18 protein-coding genes are annotated in these 16,792 nt (G+C 44.4%); 13 read left to right on the top strand and 5 right to left on the bottom strand.

Annotated elements, in window-relative coordinates:
* Positions 1-3 precede the first annotated feature (3 nt).
* Positions 4-1,236, top strand: a complete 1,233-nt coding sequence (brpA, locus tag FZ941_RS04980) for a biofilm formation/cell division transcriptional regulator BrpA (protein ID WP_148887068.1) — start codon at positions 4-6, stop codon at positions 1,234-1,236.
* A gap of 203 nt (positions 1,237-1,439) precedes the next feature.
* Here the strand turns inward: brpA and FZ941_RS04990 are convergent, their stop codons facing one another.
* Complete coding sequence (locus FZ941_RS04990; protein ID WP_148887069.1) at positions 1,440-2,066, bottom strand: TVP38/TMEM64 family protein; 627 nt, start codon at positions 2,064-2,066, stop codon at positions 1,440-1,442.
* Between the two features lie 196 nt (positions 2,067-2,262).
* Here FZ941_RS04990 and FZ941_RS04995 point away from each other — a divergent pair, with 196 nt between their 5' ends.
* From FZ941_RS04995 to FZ941_RS05040, 10 genes are all read left to right on the top strand, one after another.
* Positions 2,263-2,922, top strand: a complete 660-nt coding sequence (locus FZ941_RS04995; protein ID WP_262366271.1) for a hypothetical protein — start codon at positions 2,263-2,265, stop codon at positions 2,920-2,922.
* A 184-nt stretch (positions 2,923-3,106) separates the two neighbouring features.
* Positions 3,107-3,634: a YqeG family HAD IIIA-type phosphatase gene (locus FZ941_RS05000; RefSeq protein ID WP_187418380.1), complete on the top strand. Its 528-nt coding sequence runs from the start codon at positions 3,107-3,109 to the stop codon at positions 3,632-3,634.
* 2 nt (positions 3,635-3,636) lie between these two features.
* Positions 3,637-4,743, top strand: coding sequence for a ribosome biogenesis GTPase YqeH (gene yqeH, locus FZ941_RS05005; RefSeq protein WP_148887070.1), 1,107 nt, complete (start codon positions 3,637-3,639; stop codon positions 4,741-4,743).
* A gap of 98 nt (positions 4,744-4,841) precedes the next feature.
* Positions 4,842-5,153: a ribosome assembly RNA-binding protein YhbY gene (gene yhbY, locus FZ941_RS05010; protein WP_002896287.1), complete on the top strand. Its 312-nt coding sequence runs from the start codon at positions 4,842-4,844 to the stop codon at positions 5,151-5,153.
* A 28-nt stretch (positions 5,154-5,181) separates the two neighbouring features.
* The gene (locus tag FZ941_RS05015; protein WP_125382135.1) at positions 5,182-5,814 is read left to right on the top strand and encodes a nicotinate-nucleotide adenylyltransferase; all 633 of its coding nucleotides are present in this window, start codon (positions 5,182-5,184) and stop codon (positions 5,812-5,814) included.
* Positions 5,811-6,410, top strand: a complete 600-nt coding sequence (gene yqeK / locus FZ941_RS05020) for a bis(5'-nucleosyl)-tetraphosphatase (symmetrical) YqeK (RefSeq protein WP_148887071.1) — start codon at positions 5,811-5,813, stop codon at positions 6,408-6,410. Before FZ941_RS05015 ends, yqeK begins: the two co-directional genes overlap by 4 nt.
* Positions 6,407-6,910: a cysteine hydrolase family protein gene (locus tag FZ941_RS05025; RefSeq protein WP_148887072.1), complete on the top strand. Its 504-nt coding sequence runs from the start codon at positions 6,407-6,409 to the stop codon at positions 6,908-6,910. Before yqeK ends, FZ941_RS05025 begins: the two co-directional genes overlap by 4 nt.
* A 9-nt stretch (positions 6,911-6,919) precedes the next feature.
* A complete protein-coding gene (rsfS, locus tag FZ941_RS05030) occupies positions 6,920-7,285 on the top strand; it encodes a ribosome silencing factor (protein ID WP_148887073.1) in 366 nt (121 codons plus the stop codon).
* 74 nt (positions 7,286-7,359) lie between these two features.
* Complete coding sequence (locus FZ941_RS05035; protein WP_148887074.1) at positions 7,360-8,094, top strand: class I SAM-dependent methyltransferase; 735 nt, start codon at positions 7,360-7,362, stop codon at positions 8,092-8,094.
* A gap of 1 nt (position 8,095) precedes the next feature.
* Positions 8,096-9,190, top strand: coding sequence for a nucleotidyltransferase (locus FZ941_RS05040; protein ID WP_148887075.1), 1,095 nt, complete (start codon positions 8,096-8,098; stop codon positions 9,188-9,190).
* Positions 9,191-9,255: 65 nt separating this feature from the next.
* Here FZ941_RS05040 and FZ941_RS05045 read toward each other — a convergent pair whose 3' ends face one another.
* Together FZ941_RS05045 and FZ941_RS05050 are read right to left on the bottom strand one after the other, a co-directional pair.
* Positions 9,256-9,642 (bottom strand): VOC family protein, encoded by a 387-nt coding sequence (locus FZ941_RS05045; RefSeq protein WP_148887076.1) that lies wholly within the window; start codon positions 9,640-9,642, stop codon positions 9,256-9,258.
* An 11-nt stretch (positions 9,643-9,653) separates the two neighbouring features.
* A complete protein-coding gene (locus tag FZ941_RS05050; RefSeq protein ID WP_148887077.1) occupies positions 9,654-10,481 on the bottom strand; it encodes an exodeoxyribonuclease III in 828 nt (275 codons plus the stop codon).
* Between the two features lie 190 nt (positions 10,482-10,671).
* Between FZ941_RS05050 and metG the strand changes: the two genes are divergently transcribed.
* Positions 10,672-12,669 (top strand): methionine--tRNA ligase, encoded by a 1,998-nt coding sequence (metG, locus tag FZ941_RS05055; protein ID WP_148887078.1) that lies wholly within the window; start codon positions 10,672-10,674, stop codon positions 12,667-12,669.
* Between the two features lie 163 nt (positions 12,670-12,832).
* Complete coding sequence (locus FZ941_RS10740) at positions 12,833-13,960, top strand: hypothetical protein (RefSeq protein WP_262366272.1); 1,128 nt, start codon at positions 12,833-12,835, stop codon at positions 13,958-13,960.
* A 202-nt stretch (positions 13,961-14,162) separates the two neighbouring features.
* On the opposite strand, the gene FZ941_RS05065 is transcribed toward FZ941_RS10740, so the two are convergent.
* Both FZ941_RS05065 and FZ941_RS05070 read right to left on the bottom strand, forming a co-directional pair.
* Positions 14,163-15,389 carry a DUF2974 domain-containing protein gene (locus FZ941_RS05065; protein ID WP_148887079.1) on the bottom strand — a complete coding sequence of 409 codons (1,227 nt, stop codon included), beginning with the start codon at positions 15,387-15,389 and terminating at the stop codon, positions 14,163-14,165.
* 119 nt (positions 15,390-15,508) lie between these two features.
* A complete protein-coding gene (locus tag FZ941_RS05070) occupies positions 15,509-16,768 on the bottom strand; it encodes an NRAMP family divalent metal transporter (protein WP_148887080.1) in 1,260 nt (419 codons plus the stop codon).
* Between the last annotated feature and the right edge of the window lie 24 nt (positions 16,769-16,792).

Here is a 16,792-nt window from a genome sequence, read left to right on the forward strand (position 1 = left end):
AATATGTTTAAAAAAATTGTACGAATGTTTTTGAGTCTGTTCCTTGTAACAGCCATTGGAGTAGGAGGCTATGCTTGGACCATTTACAATCAGTCAACGGATGCCTTGTCCCGTACCTACAAAGGTTTTGGGAATGAAACGAACGTTATTGCCGAAACCAAGCCCCTGACAATCTTGTTGATGGGGGTCGATACAGGGAGTGGCTCGCGGTCTGATACTTGGAAGGGAAATAGTGACTCCATGCTCCTCCTATCCGTCAATCCTCAGACAAAAAAGACGGTCATGATGAGTCTGGAGCGGGACATTCTGACTCAAATCGATGAAAATGGCGAAACGACAGAAGCCAAGCTAAACGCAGCCTATGCTTATGGTGGCGCAGAATTAGCCATCGCGACCATTGAGAAAATGATGAATATCCATATTGACCGTTATATGATGATCAATATGCAAGGACTGGTTCAGCTGGTGGACGCAGTTGGTGGCATTGAGGTCAATAATACCTTTGATTTCCCAATTTCCATCGAAGAAAATGAACCAGAATACACTGCAACTGTCGAGCCAGGCAAGCATTTGATCAACGGAGACCAGGCTTTAGTCTATGCCCGTATGCGTTATCAGGATCCAGAAGGCGACTATGGCCGCCAAAAACGCCAGCGTGAGGTGATCCGAAAGGTCGTTGAGAAGGTGCTCAGTTTTAATAGTATCAGTCATTATCAAGCTATTTTGCGAGCAGTCAGCAAGAATATGCAGACCAATGTAGCGCTGGATTCGAGAAGTATTCCTCAGTTATTAGGTTACAAAGATGCCTTTAGAAGCATTCAGTCTGAACAATTGCGTGGAGAAGATGCGACCTTGGCAGATGGTGGTAGCTACCAGCTGGTTACGTCTGATCATTTGCTGGAAATGCAAAATTTGATTCGGAAAACGTTGGGCTTGTCTTCAGTTAAGACTCTGAAAACCAATGCCGTACTGTATGAAGACTTGATGGGAGGCCGGAGCTTGCGCTCTTCTAATTCTAGCTCTTCAACAACTTATCAGCATGACGAGCAGCCAATTTACAATCAACCAACGGAGAGCAATTATGGTGGTGCCAACTATAGTAGTTCGACACCGACCCCTCCTGAGCCTAGTGCTAGTAGTGAACCGCCAGCAAGTTCTGCGCCTGCATCTACGCCAGCTCCGACACCGTCAGCATCATCTGCCGATCACCCCACAACATCAGGATCTTCAGAATAAACAAATCGAGGCTGGGACAAAAGTCCTAGCCTCTCAATTGTCTTTGGATTGTCGAGCAAGACGCAGTGGTTGAGTGGGCTCTACTAGGCTGATTTCATCAGCTTTTACAGCCCTACTCAACTGTGCGGAGGTGGGACGACGAAATCGAATTCTAACGAATTAGCGATTTCTGTTCCACTCTCGTTTTTTAATGTTTTTGAGTTTTATTTTGTTAGCAATTTCCAGAAGAAATCAATGATATAGGTCAGGCCATAAGTATAGATGACGAGAGTGATAGGCTTGCAGAGAAGGATAATCAGCATGTACTTTTTGAAGGTCATCTTGGTCAGGGCGGCTAGCATACAGAGGAAATCAGCGGGACTGATGGGCCAAATCATCATAAAGATAAAGAAACGCTCAAAGCGATTGCCCTCATCCAGCCAGCCTACATACTTGTCATAGGTCCGCTTACTGACGACGGACTGGACAAAGGCTGGTCCATAGGTACGAGCCAGATAGAAGATGATGGCGCAGCCGATGACGATGCCGACATAGTTGTAGATGGTGCCGACGATATGCCCGTAGATAAAGATGCCTGCAACAGAGGTCAAGGCACCAGGGATAATGGGCACGACAGTCTGCAAGATCTGCAGGAAGATAAACAGAGGTGGCCCCCAGATGCCTGCTTGTTTGATAAAGGCAGACAAGGTTTCCTTGGACTGGAGGATTCCTGCATAGTAGGCCCAGATGCAAAAGGCTACTGTCCCCACAGCTCCGACGATGGACGACCAGTTGATGATTTTTTGCAAAAAGGGAGAAACAGCTTTCATTTCTCGATCCTTGCTTGCCATAGGCACCTCCAAGAGAATTATTCTTATATCTACTATAGCATCTTTTGCCATTTTTGTAAGCTTTGAAGCTATAGGTGCTAAAAAGTATAAAAGATGATATAATGATATGACTGGTGTGCAATCATCTATGAGCATTCAAAAATCAGGGAGAGTGCTTGTGCTCGGACTAAAAATTCTAAGAGTTAGGAGAGTTATAGTGGAAGAATTTCTAAACTTATATCATCAAAAATTGTGGGAGATTGCATATGAGAATCTCATAAGAACATTTTTTCACCCTCATACAATTATTTTCTTTGTATTATTTTTAATTATTTCTTCCTTAATCTGTAACGTATATTTCGAAAAAAAATGTACTTTACTATTTATAGTTAGTTATTTCTCCTTGTTCCTTTTGGGAGGAGTCGCAGAGTTTGTGAATAGCTATGGCAAAATTATGAGTCCAGATTCAAGTTATAACCAATCCTTTTGGTTATTTCCAGTAGAAATGAGCTTACAGATTGAAGATGAGCAACCCTTATCTAGTGTTGATGGAGAACTTAAGAAAGAGGATGTTATACTGTTTGCAGAAGCTAATCCTCAATATCACGATGGTCTTTTTAGTGCTACAGCGTATTTTTTTTCACGTGGTCATATAGAGGGGAAATTATTTCTAGTTGCTTTAGTAGGCTACGAAGAGAAAGATGGTGAATGGCAATCTGTTGACATTCGCATTGCCCCAGGTGTTGAGGAGAAGGATCTTCAGAAATTTTCTAAGGTTCTTCACATAAAAAAAGATGAAGCAGAGGGTGCTACCGGTATTATTTCTAAACTTCAAAAATTTTATGAAAAAAAGTTAGAGAGCGAAAAAAATAGATAGTGGTCTTATGAGCATGAATTTTGCCCATTTTAAAATGAAGCTTCCCGCTTGGGAAGCTGTTTTCATTTGTTTGGAGAATAGAGAAGGGGAAGTCTCCCGATGGCTCTTGGAAGAAATGGGGTTATAGGTGCCAAAAAGCCTATTTTATGCTATAATAGTGCGAATACGATTTTTGGAGAGAGATGTGGCGATTGAAGATTACATGCCCGACTTTGCGGTCGAGGCGGTTTACGATTTGACAGTAGAGAGTTTGAAAAGGCAGGGGATCAAAGCGGTTTTGGTGGATTTGGATAATACCCTGATTGCTTGGAATAATCCTGACGGAACCCCAGAGATGAAGAAGTGGCTCCATGATTTGCGGGATGCAGGCATTCGGATTATCGTGGTGTCCAATAATAACCAAAAACGGGTCAAGCGGGCTGTTGAAAAGTTTGAAATTGACTATATCTACTGGGCGATGAAACCCTTCACTTGGGGAATTGACCGGGCGCTCAAGCTTTTTCATTTTGAAAAAAATGAAGTGGTCATGGTGGGCGACCAGCTCATGACGGATATTCGGGCTGCTCATCGGGCCGGGATTCGTTCGATTTTGGTGAAGCCACTGGTCGAGCATGACTCTATCAAGACTCAGATCAATCGGGCGCGTGAACGCCGTGTGCTCAAGAAAATCAATGAAAAATACGGCCCAATTCAATACAAAAAAGGAATTTAAGCATGGAAGAACTTCTCTGTATCGGCTGCGGAGTCCCTATTCAGACAGAAGACAAGAGCCAGCTAGGCTACACGCCCCAGTCAGCTCTAGAAAAAGGCTTGGAGACAGGCGAACTCTATTGCCAGCGCTGTTTCCGCCTGCGCCATTATAATGAAATCAGCGACGTCCAGCTGACGGATGATGACTTTCTGCGGCTTCTGCATGAGGTTGGAGATAGCGACGCCTTGGTCGTCAATGTTGTCGATATTTTCGACTTTAATGGCTCGGTCATCCCTGGCCTGCCTCGCTTTGTCGCAGGAAATGATGTTCTCTTGGTCGGGAATAAAAAGGACATTCTGCCTAAGTCGGTCAAGGATGGCAAGGTGACTCAATGGCTGACGGAGCGGGCTCACGAAGAAGGCCTGCGTCCAGTTGATGTCATTCTGACCTCTGCTCAGAACAAGCAGGCCATCAAGGACTTGATTGACAAGATTGAGCACTGTCGTAAAGGGCGTGATGTTTATGTGGTCGGCGTGACCAATGTGGGCAAGTCTACTTTGATTAACGCCATTATTCAGGAAATCACGGGCGACAAGGATATTATTACGACTTCGCGCTTCCCGGGAACAACTCTTGATAAAATTGAGATTCCTTTGGCAGACGGCAGTCATATCTATGATACACCGGGCATTATCCATCGTCACCAGATGGCTCACTATCTTTCTGCTAAGAATCTTAAATATGTCAGCCCCAAAAAGGAAATCAAACCCAAAACCTACCAGCTCAATCCTGAGCAAACCCTCTTTTTGGGTGGCCTAGGCCGTTTCGACTTTGTGGCAGGTGACAAGCAGGGCTTCACAGCTTATTTTGACAATGAGCTTAAGCTCCACCGGACTAAGTTGGAAGGTGCTAGCGATTTTTATGATAAGCATGTCGGCAGTCTCTTGGTGCCGCCAGTTGGTAAGGAAAAGGAAGAATTTCCAGCCTTGGTCAAGCATGAATTTACCATCAAGGATAAGACGGATATCGTCTTCTCAGGTTTGGGCTGGATTCGCGTCAGTGGTCCTGCTCGCGTAGCTGGCTGGGCACCAGAGGGTGTGGCGGTTGTCACTCGGAAAGCTATTATATAATACTCAGGAGAATTAATCTCCTTAAAACAAGGAAGGAAAAGGCTATGAGCAGTGGGGAGACAAGAAGGTCCCAACTGTATCAAGCCTTATAGAAGAACATGACACTAACATCAAAACAACGCGCCTTTCTCAACAGTCAGGCACATAGTCTCAAACCCATCATTCAGATTGGGAAAAATGGACTCAACGATCAAATCAAAACCAGCGTCCGTCAGGCACTGGATGCGCGAGAACTGATTAAGGTCACTCTTTTGCAGAATACAGATGAAAATATCCATGAAGTTGCGGAGATTCTGGAAGAGGAAATCGGAGTGGATACGGTGCAGAAGATTGGTCGGATCTTAATTCTCTACAAGCAGTCCAGCAAGAAGGAAAATCGCAAACTCTCTGTCAAAGTCAAGCAAATTTAAGGAAAAATTTCTGTGGAGATGTCAGCCTATGGCTATTGAATTACTGACCCCTTTTACCAAGGTGGAATTAGAACCAGAAGTTAAAGATAAAAAACGCAAGCAGATTGGCATTTTAGGTGGGAATTTCAATCCTGTCCACCATGCTCATTTGGTCGTGGCGGATCAGGTCCGTCAACAGTTGGGATTGGATCAGGTCTTGCTCATGCCAGAGTACGAGCCGCCCCATGTGGATAAGAAAGAGACCATCGATGAGAAGCATCGACTGAAAATGCTGGAGCTGGCTATCGAGGGTATTGAAGGCCTAGGGATTGAAACCATTGAACTGGAGCGCAAGGGAATTTCCTACACCTACGACACTATGAAACTCCTGACAGAGCAACATCCTGATACGGACTATTACTTTATCATCGGTGCGGATATGGTGGACTATCTGCCCAAGTGGTACCGGATTGATGAGCTAGTTGAGCTGGTTCAGTTTGTCGGTGTTCAGCGGCCACGCTACAAGGCGGGGACTTCTTACCCTGTCATCTGGGTGGATGTGCCGCTTATGGATATTTCCTCCAGCATGGTGCGGGATTTTCTGGCTCAGGGACGGACTCCTAATTTCCTGCTGCCTCAGCCAGTTTTAGACTATATTGAGAAAGAAGGGCTTTACCTATGACCTATGAAAGCTATGTCCGCATGAGCCGCGAGGCCTTGCTGGCTAAGATGGAAACAGTCATGCCCGAGAAGCGCCTACGGCATTGTCTAGGTGTGGAAAAGGCTGCCCGTGAATTGGCGGAGCGCTTCGGTCTTGATGTCGAAAAGGCTGGTCTGGCAGGCCTCCTGCACGACTATGCTAAGAAGGTTTCGGATGAGGAATTTCTGGCCTTGATTGACAAATATCAGCTGGATCCTGACCTGAAAAACTGGGGCAATAATGTCTGGCATGGCATGGTGGGTATTTACAAGATTCAGGAAGATTTAGGTGTGAAAGACGCTGAGATTCTCCGAGCAATCGAGATTCATACAGTGGGCAGTAGCACCATGTCTGAGCTGGACAAGGTCGTCTACGTCGCTGACTACATTGAGCACAACCGGGACTTTCCGGGAGTGGACAAGGCAAGAGAGCTGGCCCAGCAGTCGCTCAATCAGGCTGTGGCCTACGAAACAGCAAGGACAGTGGAGCATCTAGCCCATAAGGGAATCCCTATCTATCCGCAGACCTTGGAGACTTACAATGCCTTTGTAGGATATTTGAAGGAAATAGAAGAATGAAAACAGCTCTAATCATTATAGATGTACAAAATATCTTAGTGAAGACAGGTTTTCAGTCTGATAAAATGATGGATAAAATTTCCTTTCTGCAGCATCAGGCTAGGAGTAAAGGTGTCGAAATTATCTATATTCAGCATGTGGAAAATCCAGAAGACAGTGTATTGGAAGATTGGCAGTTATCTCCTCTCTTGAATCGAAAGTCAGACGAAAAGGTCTTTCAGAAGAAGTATAATAGTATTTTTAAAGAGACAGGTTTGAAGGATTACTTGGAGAAACAAGATATTGGTCGTCTAGTTTTATGTGGAATGCAGACGGAATATTGTGTAGATGCATCAGTTAAAGTTGGATTTGAATTTGATTATAAACTTGTCATTCCAGAAGGTGCTTTTACAACTTTTGATGGAGAAGATGCTTCGGCAGAAAAAATAAATACTTTTTACCAAAAAATTTGGGACGGACGTTTTGCGGATGTTCGAGATCACAAAAACATTTTTAATTAAAGAGGAACTATGAAAGAACAAGAATTATTGGAACTGGTCGTGAAGGCGGCCGATGAAAAGCGTGCAGAAGATATTGTGGCTTTGGACTTGCAAGGCCTGACTACTGTGACAGATTACTTTGTTGTCGTCAGCTCTATGAATAGCCGTCAGCTGGATGCGGTAGCTGAAAATATCCGTGAGAAAGCTGCAGCGGCTGGGGTTTCTGCTGGTCATGTAGAGGGAGACGCAGCTGGTGGCTGGGTTCTCTTGGACCTGGGTGGCGTGGTCGTCCATGTCTTTTCTGAGGAAATGCGGGCGCATTACAATCTGGAAAAACTTTGGCACGAAGCAACGGGTGTGGATGTTGCAGCCTTATTGGAAGAAAAAAACAAGTGATTTTTTGCCCTTAGGCAGAAAGCGGAATTCGGCTCAGTCAGCCTGCTGGCTGGGCTATTTTTGAAAGGAAAAGTATGGCAACTTATGAAACCTTCGCGTCGGTTTACGATGCGATTATGGATGATTCTTTGTATGAGAAGTGGACGGAGTTCAGCCTGCGTCATTTTCCAAAGGATAAGAAAAAGCTGCTGGAGCTGGCCTGTGGTACGGGCATTCAGTCTATTTATTTTAAGCAGGCTGGTTTTGATGTAACGGGGCTGGATCTGAGTCAGGAAATGCTGGATTTGGCAGAGAAGCGCAGCAGAGAGGCCGGTTTGGATATTCCTTTTATTCAAGGCAATATGCTGGATTTGAGTGGCGTTGGTCAGTTTGATTTGGTGACTTGTTATTCGGACTCGATTTGCTATATGGAGGATGAAGTTGATGTTGGTCAGGTCTTCACTCAAGTTTACCAGCATTTAAATGAGGGTGGTCGCTTTATCTTTGACGTGCACTCGATTTACCAGATTGACGAGGTTTTTCCGGGCTATTCTTATCATGAAAATGCTGAAACCTTTGCCATGGTCTGGGATTCCTATGCGGACGAACCGCCTCATTCTATCGTGCATGAGTTGACCTTCTTTGTCCAAGACGAAGATGGTCGATTCACGCGCCATGACGAGGTGCATGAGGAGCGGACCTATGAGATTTTGACCTATGATATTTTGCTGGAGCAGGCTGGCTTTAAGAATGTCAAGGTGTACGCGGACTTTGAGGATAAGGAGCCAACTGACAAGAGCGCTCGCTGGTTCTTTGTGGCGGAGAAATGAGATGACAGTCACCGGTATTATCGCAGAGTTTAATCCTTTTCATAATGGGCACAAATATCTGCTGGAGCAGGCTTCTGGTCTGAAAATTATCGCTATGAGTGGCAATTTTGTTCAGCGAGGGGAGCCTGCTATCGTAGACAAGTGGACCCGGGCGCAGATGGCTTTAGAAGCTGGAGCGGATTTGGTCCTTGAGCTGCCTTTCTTGGTCAGCGTTCAGGCGGCAGATTTTTTCGCTAAGGGGGCGGTGGACATCTTAGAGAGATTGGGCATCGAACAGCTGACTTTTGGGACCGAGGAAGTGCTGGATTATGAGAGTATTTCCAAGGTCTATGGTGAAAAGGCAGAGCAGATGGAGGCTTATCTGGCTGGCTTGCCTGACTCCCTATCCTATCCTCAAAAGACTCAGGCCATGTGGCAGGAATTTGCAGAGCTCAATTTCTCAGGCTCTACTCCCAACCATATCTTGGGCTTGGCCTATGCCAAGGCTGTGGCGGGAAAGGCTATAAAGCTGTGTCCGATTCAACGTCAGGGAGCCGGCTATCATTCCTTGTCAGCTAATCAGGAATTTGCTTCCGCAACTGCCCTTCGTCGGAATCTGGATCAGCCAGACTTTCTCAAAAAATTCACTCCAGCCTATGACTTACTCGAGACGGCAGCAAAGGTGACTTGGTCGGATCTCTTTCCTTACCTTCGTTACCAGATAGTGACAAGTCCGGATTTGACAGACTTTTATCAGGTTAATCAGGAATTGGCTGTTCGGATTAGAGAGGCTCTGAAAAGCAGTGAGACCATAGAAGAGCTGGTCGAGCAGGTAGCGACCAAGCGCTATACCAAGGCTCGGGTTCGACGTCTGCTGACCTATATCCTGGTCGGAGCTAGACAAGAAGAGCTTCCGTCTGGCATCCATATTTTAGGCTTTTCCGAGCAGGGACGTCAGCATTTGTCCAAGCTTAAGGGAAAAGTTGACTTGGTCAGCCGAATCGGCAAGGAGCCATGGGATAGTTTGACCCAGCAGGCTGACAAGGTTTATCAGCTGGGCAATCCTGCACTGACGGAGCAGAATTTTGGACGCTTTCCACTACAAAATACTCTCTGATAGTATGAGCGGATTCGAGCAACCTATTTGTAAATAGAAAAAAGAGGCTAGCAGCCTCCTTTTTCTTATTCACTAAATCGTAGAAAATATCCATCTGGATCCAAAATTGCAAATTCATGAGGATAAATAAAGCTATTTCCTACGCGAAATTCTCTTTTTGTCAGCGGACGATGGATGGGATAGTCAGCTTCCAGCAGTTTTTGGTAGAGCTGGGGGACATCCTCGATGCCAAAGGAAATATTGACACCGCGCCCGAAAGGATAGGTCAGTCGGGCTAATTCTTCGGCGCTGCCTTCTTCTAACATGAGCTGGCAGTCTTCAAGCGATAGGAAAAGAAATTTCTCCTCGGGACGCTCGTATTCGACAGAGAAGCCCAGTAAGTCGCAGTAGAAGTGACGCGACTGTTCGAGGTCAGATACTATAAATTCGGGAATTACAGGCTGATAGTCCATCGGATTCCTCCTTAAAGTTCAATTTCCATGACAATCGGCGTATGGTCTTGACGTGCACCAGAGTCGATCATATCAGACTTGGTTACCTTGTCAGCTACGCGGTTGCTGGTCAGCCAGTAGTCGATTCTCCAGCCGGTGTTGTTGATTTTAGAAGTTTTGCTGCGCTGTGCCCACCAAGTATATTGGTTAGGGATATCACCGTGCAAGTGGCGGAAGGTATCGGTGAAGCCTTTAGCCAGTAGGTTGGTGAAGCCAGCACGTTCTTCGTCGGTAAAGCCTGGTGAACGGCGGTTGCTGGCTGGATTAGCAAGGTCGATTTCCTTGTGAGCTACATTATAATCGCCAGTTGCGAGAACTGGTTTTTGTTCATCTAGTGTTGCCAAGTATTCAGCGTATTTGACATCCCAGACCTGACGTTCTTCCAAGCGTTTAAGACCATCGCCAGCATTGGGTGTGTAGACCTGAGTGACGAAGAAATTGTCAAACTCCAGTGTAATAATGCGGCCTTCAACATCCATAGTTGAAGGAGCGCCGATTTCTGGGAAGGTCACGATGGGTGTCAGTTCTTTTTTGTAAAGGAACATGGTTCCTGCATAGCCTTTGCGAGCTGGCTCTTGAGAGGAGCGCCAAGTGTTTTCATAGCCTGGGAAGAGTTCTTTTAAAATTTCAAGATGTTTTTTAGTCGGGCCTTTAGCAGATAGCTTTGTTTCCTGAATAGCGATGATATCCGCATTTTCTGCTTGCAAGGTCTGAAGGACAGCCTGAGAGAGCTGAGCACGGGCAGAATCGCTGGTCAAGGCAGCGTTGAGAGAGTCAATGTTCCAAGAGATGAGTTTCATAAAATGTCCTTTTCTAGTAGAAATTTCCTGAGTTTATTATACCAAAAGATAGAGTTGATTTATAGCAAAGTGATTGTAAGGCTATAAAAAAGGTTAGAGGATGGAGAAGTCCCCTCTTTCAATCGCTTGGAAATATGATATAATGAAGTGTTATCAAAAAAGGTTTCATTAGCCTTGAAAGGATTAAAAAATGACTACAAAACAACCGTTTTATATTACGACACCTATTTATTACCCGTCTGGCAAACTCCATATCGGGTCTGCCTATACGACCATTGCCTGTGATGTTCTGGCTCGTTACAAGCGCCTCATGGGCCATGATGTTTTCTATCTGACTGGTCTTGATGAGCACGGTCAAAAAATCCAGCAAAAAGCTGAGGAAGCTGGGATCAGCCCACAAGCTTATGTCGATGGCATGGCGGTTGGGGGTAAGGAGCTCTGGCAGCTCTTGGATATTTCTTACGATAAATTTATCCGGACGACCGATGATTACCATGAAAAGGTTGTAGCTGATGTTTTTGAAAAACTCTTGGCCCAAGATGATATCTACTTGGGTGAATATTCAGGCTGGTATTCTGTATCTGATGAGGAATTCTTCACTGAAAGCCAGTTGACGGAAGTTTTCCGTGACGAAGCTGGGAATGTAACGGGCGGAATTGCGCCATCTGGACATGAAGTGGAGTGGGTGTCAGAAGAGTCTTATTTCCTGCGTCTCAGCAAGTACCAAGACCGCTTGGTAGAATTTTTCAAATCTCAGCCAGACTTTATCACACCTGATGGTCGACTCAATGAAATGCTGAAAAACTTCATCGAGCCAGGTTTGGAAGATTTGGCAGTTTCTCGTACAACCTTTACATGGGGAGTACCAGTCCCATCAAATCCTAAACACGTTGTCTATGTTTGGTTTGATGCCCTGCTCAACTATGTGACAGCTCTTGGCTACGGTCAAGATGAGCACGGGAACTTTGACAAATTCTGGAACGGAACAGTCTTCCACATGGTGGGCAAGGACATTCTGCGTTTCCACTCCATCTACTGGCCAATCCTTCTGATGATGTTGGATATCAAATTGCCTGAACGTTTGATTGGTCATGGCTGGTTTGTCATGAAAGATGGCAAGATGTCTAAGTCTAAGGGCAATGTAGTCTATCCGGAAATGCTGGTAGAACGCTACGGTTTGGATGCCCTGCGTTATTACCTTATGCGCAGTCTTCCGGTGGGATCTGATGGGACATTCACACCTGAGGACTACGTAGGTCGTATCAACTATGAATTGGCCAATGACCTTGGAAATCTCCTCAACCGTACTGTTTCCATGATTAACAAATACTTTGACGGTCAGGTGCCAGCCTATGAAGAAAATGTGACAGACTTTGATGGAGCTCTGGCTCAGGTAGCAGCTGATTCCATCGCTGACTACTACAAACACATGGATGCAGTAGACTACCCACGCGCGCTAGAAGCAGTCTGGGCGCTCATCTCCCGCACCAATAAATATATCGATGAAACCGCTCCTTGGGTTCTGGCTAAGGATGAAGCCAAGGTCAAAGAACTGGCAGCAGTCATGAGCCATTTGGCAGCTAGCCTCCGTGTTGTAGCCCATATGATTGAGCCTTTCATGATGGCAACCAGCAAGGCTGTCCTCGGCCAACTGGGCTTGCCTCAAGCTGCTTCTCTGGAAAACCTAGCAATTGACCAGCTCCCAGCAGGTCTGACAGTTGTAGAAAAAGGGACACCAATCTTCCCACGTCTGGATATGGAAGAAGAAATCGCTTATATCAAAGAACAAATGGAAGGCAACAAACCTGCAGTTGAAAAAGAATGGAATCCAGAAGATGTCGAGCTAAAACTTAACCGTGAAGCGATCAAATTTGACGACTTTGATAAGGTGGAAATCCGTGTCGCAGAAGTCAAAGAAGTTTCTAAAGTTGAAGGTTCTGACAAGCTTCTTCAGTTCCGCTTGGACGCAGGAGACGGTGAGGACCGCCAAATCCTCTCTGGTATTGCTAAATACTATCCAAACGAGCAAGAGCTGGTCGGTAAGAAAGTCCAAATCGTGGCCAACCTCAAACCGCGCAAAATGATGGGCCGCATCAGCCAAGGTATGATTCTATCAGCCGAGCACGGCGACCAACTGACTCTCCTAACTGTGGACGAGAAAGTGCCAAATGGAAGTTTGATTGGGTAATGTTATTTAGAACAATTTCTATAATAGGAAATGTTGATTAGCAAAACAACCTAAAAGTAATGAATCCCAGCAAGATGCTGGGATTTTTTGTGAATAATTTTTAAAAAACACTTGACAATTCATATATATATATAATACCTAATGAAAAGGTTCTAGGAGTTAAATGATGAAAAAAGAAAAATTGGCTTTGGTATCGACAATTTTAGGAGCTATGGCTTTGTTAATAGCTTGTCTAAATAGCATGCGTACTTTATCTCTTCTTCTAGCCCTTCTGGGATTTGTATGCGGGATTTTATACCTGTCACAGAAAACGGTATCGCAAAAACTTCTAGCTGTTATAGGTCTTATCCTTTCCATCGTCTCTATCCCTATGGCTTACTTAATGGGCGATGTTTATCATCAAGAAAAACATCAAGTAATTCAGAGCCAAACAAATGAGGACGAAGGGAATAAAGAATCTTCTAGTCAAGAAGAAATGACAGAGCAGACTTTTAAGGACATTAATTTTTCTGTTCCGAGCACTTGGAAGAGGGCAACCTCGAATAGTAATGAAAAGATTATATATTTTTATCCTGAAGAGGGAAGTTTATTTCTAGTATCAGTTGATTCTAGGGATAATATTTCTTTGGAAAATACAGAAATCAGAAAAGATTTCATTGAAGGATTCGAAAATAATAATACGGATGTCATAGAAACTAGTGAAAGTAAGATGATGGTTAATGGCCATCCTGCATTTTCTTGGGATATTATTATGAATGTAAAAGGTAAAAAAGAGGGAAAACTTGTATCGCTAACTCATAACGATTTACTGATTACTTTTGTTCTTGCAACTTCAAAATCTTTTGATAAAGAATATTCAAAAATATTTGAGAATATTATCTCTTCTGTAAAACTGCCCGATAAGAATGCAACTGGTCTTCTAACCTCTCCATCATCAGTTACTACAAATGGTTCGTCTGAGTCAAATCAGGTGTTTTCACCACAAGATGTCTCTGATGAGACAATTGAGTCAATTCAAACCTATGGAGATTATTTGACTATGTACCAAAAAATTTTAGATGACTATATGGCTCAATATGAAAATGCTATCAAAGGTACTGTTTTATATGACGAGACTACATTTCAAATGATGAGAAAACAGTATGAACAAGGTTTTGAAGAGCAGAGAAAGCAATACAATAAAATAAAAGATATGAAAATAGTTGGTAAATCAGACTTGATTCAATTTTTGAAAAATTATAGAGATGACTTAAAAGAGTTTGTGGAAAATTTTTCTAATGCCCTTCAGTAAGATAAAATTCGAGAATAAAAATTAATTTTACTCTCGAATTTTTATATTTATGTGACTATTAATCCATCTTGCACCGCTAAGTTCGAGAAAAATACCCTCCCACTGAGCCGCACCCCAAAAGTTAGACATAAAAAATCTAACTTTTGGGATGCGGTTCAGTAGGAGGGTGGTTATAATTAGCTAGGCTTTGATATACCCATATTCAAGAGAGCAAAGTATCTTCTTCAGTAGTGTCAGGGGTCTCTTCCTTTGGCTTTTCAGTATTGACAAAAGGGAGCTGATTGACCAACTGAGAAATGTTTTCTCGGATTTCTTTCTGGATTTCTGCAGGCGTCAGCAGATTCATGTCGTCTTTCCAAGATTGGTAGCGCATGTCTACCAGTAGTTTGGCGAGGCGCGTCAGCATATCCCGCTCCTCATCTGTGAGGGCGTTGGCATTTTCAAAAACAGCAAGGATTTTGTTGAAATTTTCCAGCTTGGTGAGGTCATTGATAGAGCTGATGCCGGCATCCAAGATGAGGCCGAAAAAGAGGTCGAAAAAGTCTTTTAATTCCTCATCAGAAACGCTATCTACCCAGTTTTTCAGAGTTTTATCTACTTGAAGGCTGTCTGGATTGAGGTTGTCCAGTAGGACAAAAGTCTGGTCACTGATCTGCCAAGTGAAGGTATCGTGCTGGGCCAGACCGCCGATAGCTGTACTTTTGACAATCTGAGCCTGCTTAGGTGTTTCGAGCATCATTCCGACGATAGAGCCTTGCGGAATGTAGCGCTTTATCTTGTCTGAAATAGTTTGGTAGCCTTGACTGGTGATGACCGAGTGATTCAGTCCAGGGGCATCATAGCTGTAAATGCTCTGAATCCGCTCTTGATATTCTGGCTCGATCTGACTAGCAGCGTAGGAGGCTAGATTTCCGCCCTTTGAGTGACCAGTCAGGATGAACTGACCAGGCAGAGCATCCATGGCTTTTCGCAGATAATTGACCGCCGTTTTTTGAGCTGGTACCTGATCCATATAAGTCATGTGGAAGTCCTCTTTCCAGCCAATAATGGAATCATCAGTTCCTCGGAAGGTCAGGACATAGGTCTCAGGCTTGATTTTGCAAATCATAGCTGCAAACTGCTTTTGGACATCAGGATCAATATCATTGACATAGCCCATGAGCTTGATATTTTTGAAGCGGGTTGAGCTAGCTAGCTTTTCTAAAAGTTTCAGCCGATTTTTAGTCACTAACATGGACAAATCTTGGGGCATCTTTTCAGCAGCTTCAAACAAGCGGCAAGTATAATCAGGGGATATCTGATCAGATACAATCTGGTCAAAAGGCAGATAAGTTATTTCTGTCAGCATCAGCATATCCAGTTCATTAAAGGGGGTGTCGTAGATACTGTCGTAAGCTACTTGGTCTAGGTAATCAAAAATTATTCCCATATCGATCTCCATATTCTATCTTCTTACAGTATAGCATAAGTAGGGGCTGGTTGTCAGAAAGGAAAAAAGAAAAGAGCGGAAAGCTGAAGATATTCTTCAGTTTTTCCAGCTCTTTTGATCTAGTAAGCTTTACCGATGAGGATGGCGTAGATAAAGAATAAGGCGAAGCCAAAGAGGAAGATCAAACCAAGGATGGAAAGACCTTTGAGCCATTTGCTCAGATGTTTATTCTCGCTCGTAACGAGGAGATAGTTTAGGAGAGCAAAAAATGGAGTCGTCAGGAAGGAAGCAATCATGGCAAAACGAAGCATGAGGGCTACACTACCTTGGAAGAAGTAGATGATAATGCCACCGATAATGGCTGTAGCTGTCATCCAGATATGTAGAGTTTTCTGAGAAGTCTTCTTTTCGTTGAGAAGGAGGCGTAGGGATTCAGCGTTTACACGAGAATAGCCATCAATAACGGTAATAACGGTACCGAAGATACAGAGAAAGGCAATGAAAGTAATCAGAATCCGTGTCCAATCACCAAGAACAGATGCGTACATCCCAACGAATTGCTGGATGTAGGCAGCGCCAGCATCTTGAACTGGTTGACCAGTTGGATACTGGACGAGAGCCCCCATAGCGACGAAGAAGATGGCCAGAATGGCCGTACCGATATAGCCAACGTTAAAGTCAAAAAGTCCGTCCGTGACAGAGATATTGACAGATTTTCCTTTCTCAGCAGTCCAGAGGGAGTTGATGGCTGAAATCTCGATTGGAGCTGGCATCCAGCCCATCAGAGAAACGATGAAAGGTAAGGCAGCCATCTGCCAAGGTGTCTTTTCAACGAAGTCTGCTCCGTACTCAGGATGCTTGATAATAGCAACGATGACCGCAATAACCGTTGCAAAGGTTAGAGCAGACATGATCCATTTGGCAAGGCCATCCAAGAACTTGTAGCCACCAAAGAGTAGCATTGCCCAGATCAGGATGATGAGGATCAGAGACCATTGAGTAATGCTGAGTCCAAGGGCATTTGGAAAGGCGCTGGCGACAATGGCAGCACAGAGAATCCCGACCCCTGCTGTATTGACCAAGGCGGAGAATACATTTAAAACGAAGAAGATGCCTAAGTAGACTTTTCCTTTTTGGGCATAGCCTTCAACCAAGCTGTGACCAGTTTCTAAGGTGTACTCAGCACCGAAGCGAAAGAAGGGATATTTGAAGAGGTTGGCCAAGATGACCAGTCCCATCAAAGCCCAGCCGTACTTGGCGCCTGCTTGAGCAGAGGAAACAATGTGAGAGCCACCAACAGCAGCAGAAGCCATGAGGATCCCAGGACCTAGGGCTTTTAGTTTAGACTGCCAGGTAGATGTCTGAGTTTGTTCTAGCATAATAATCTCCTTATTATAAAAAAT

The sequence above is a fragment of the Streptococcus sp. Marseille-P6264 genome (assembly GCF_902460355.1).
GTDB lineage: Bacteria > Bacillota > Bacilli > Lactobacillales > Streptococcaceae > Streptococcus.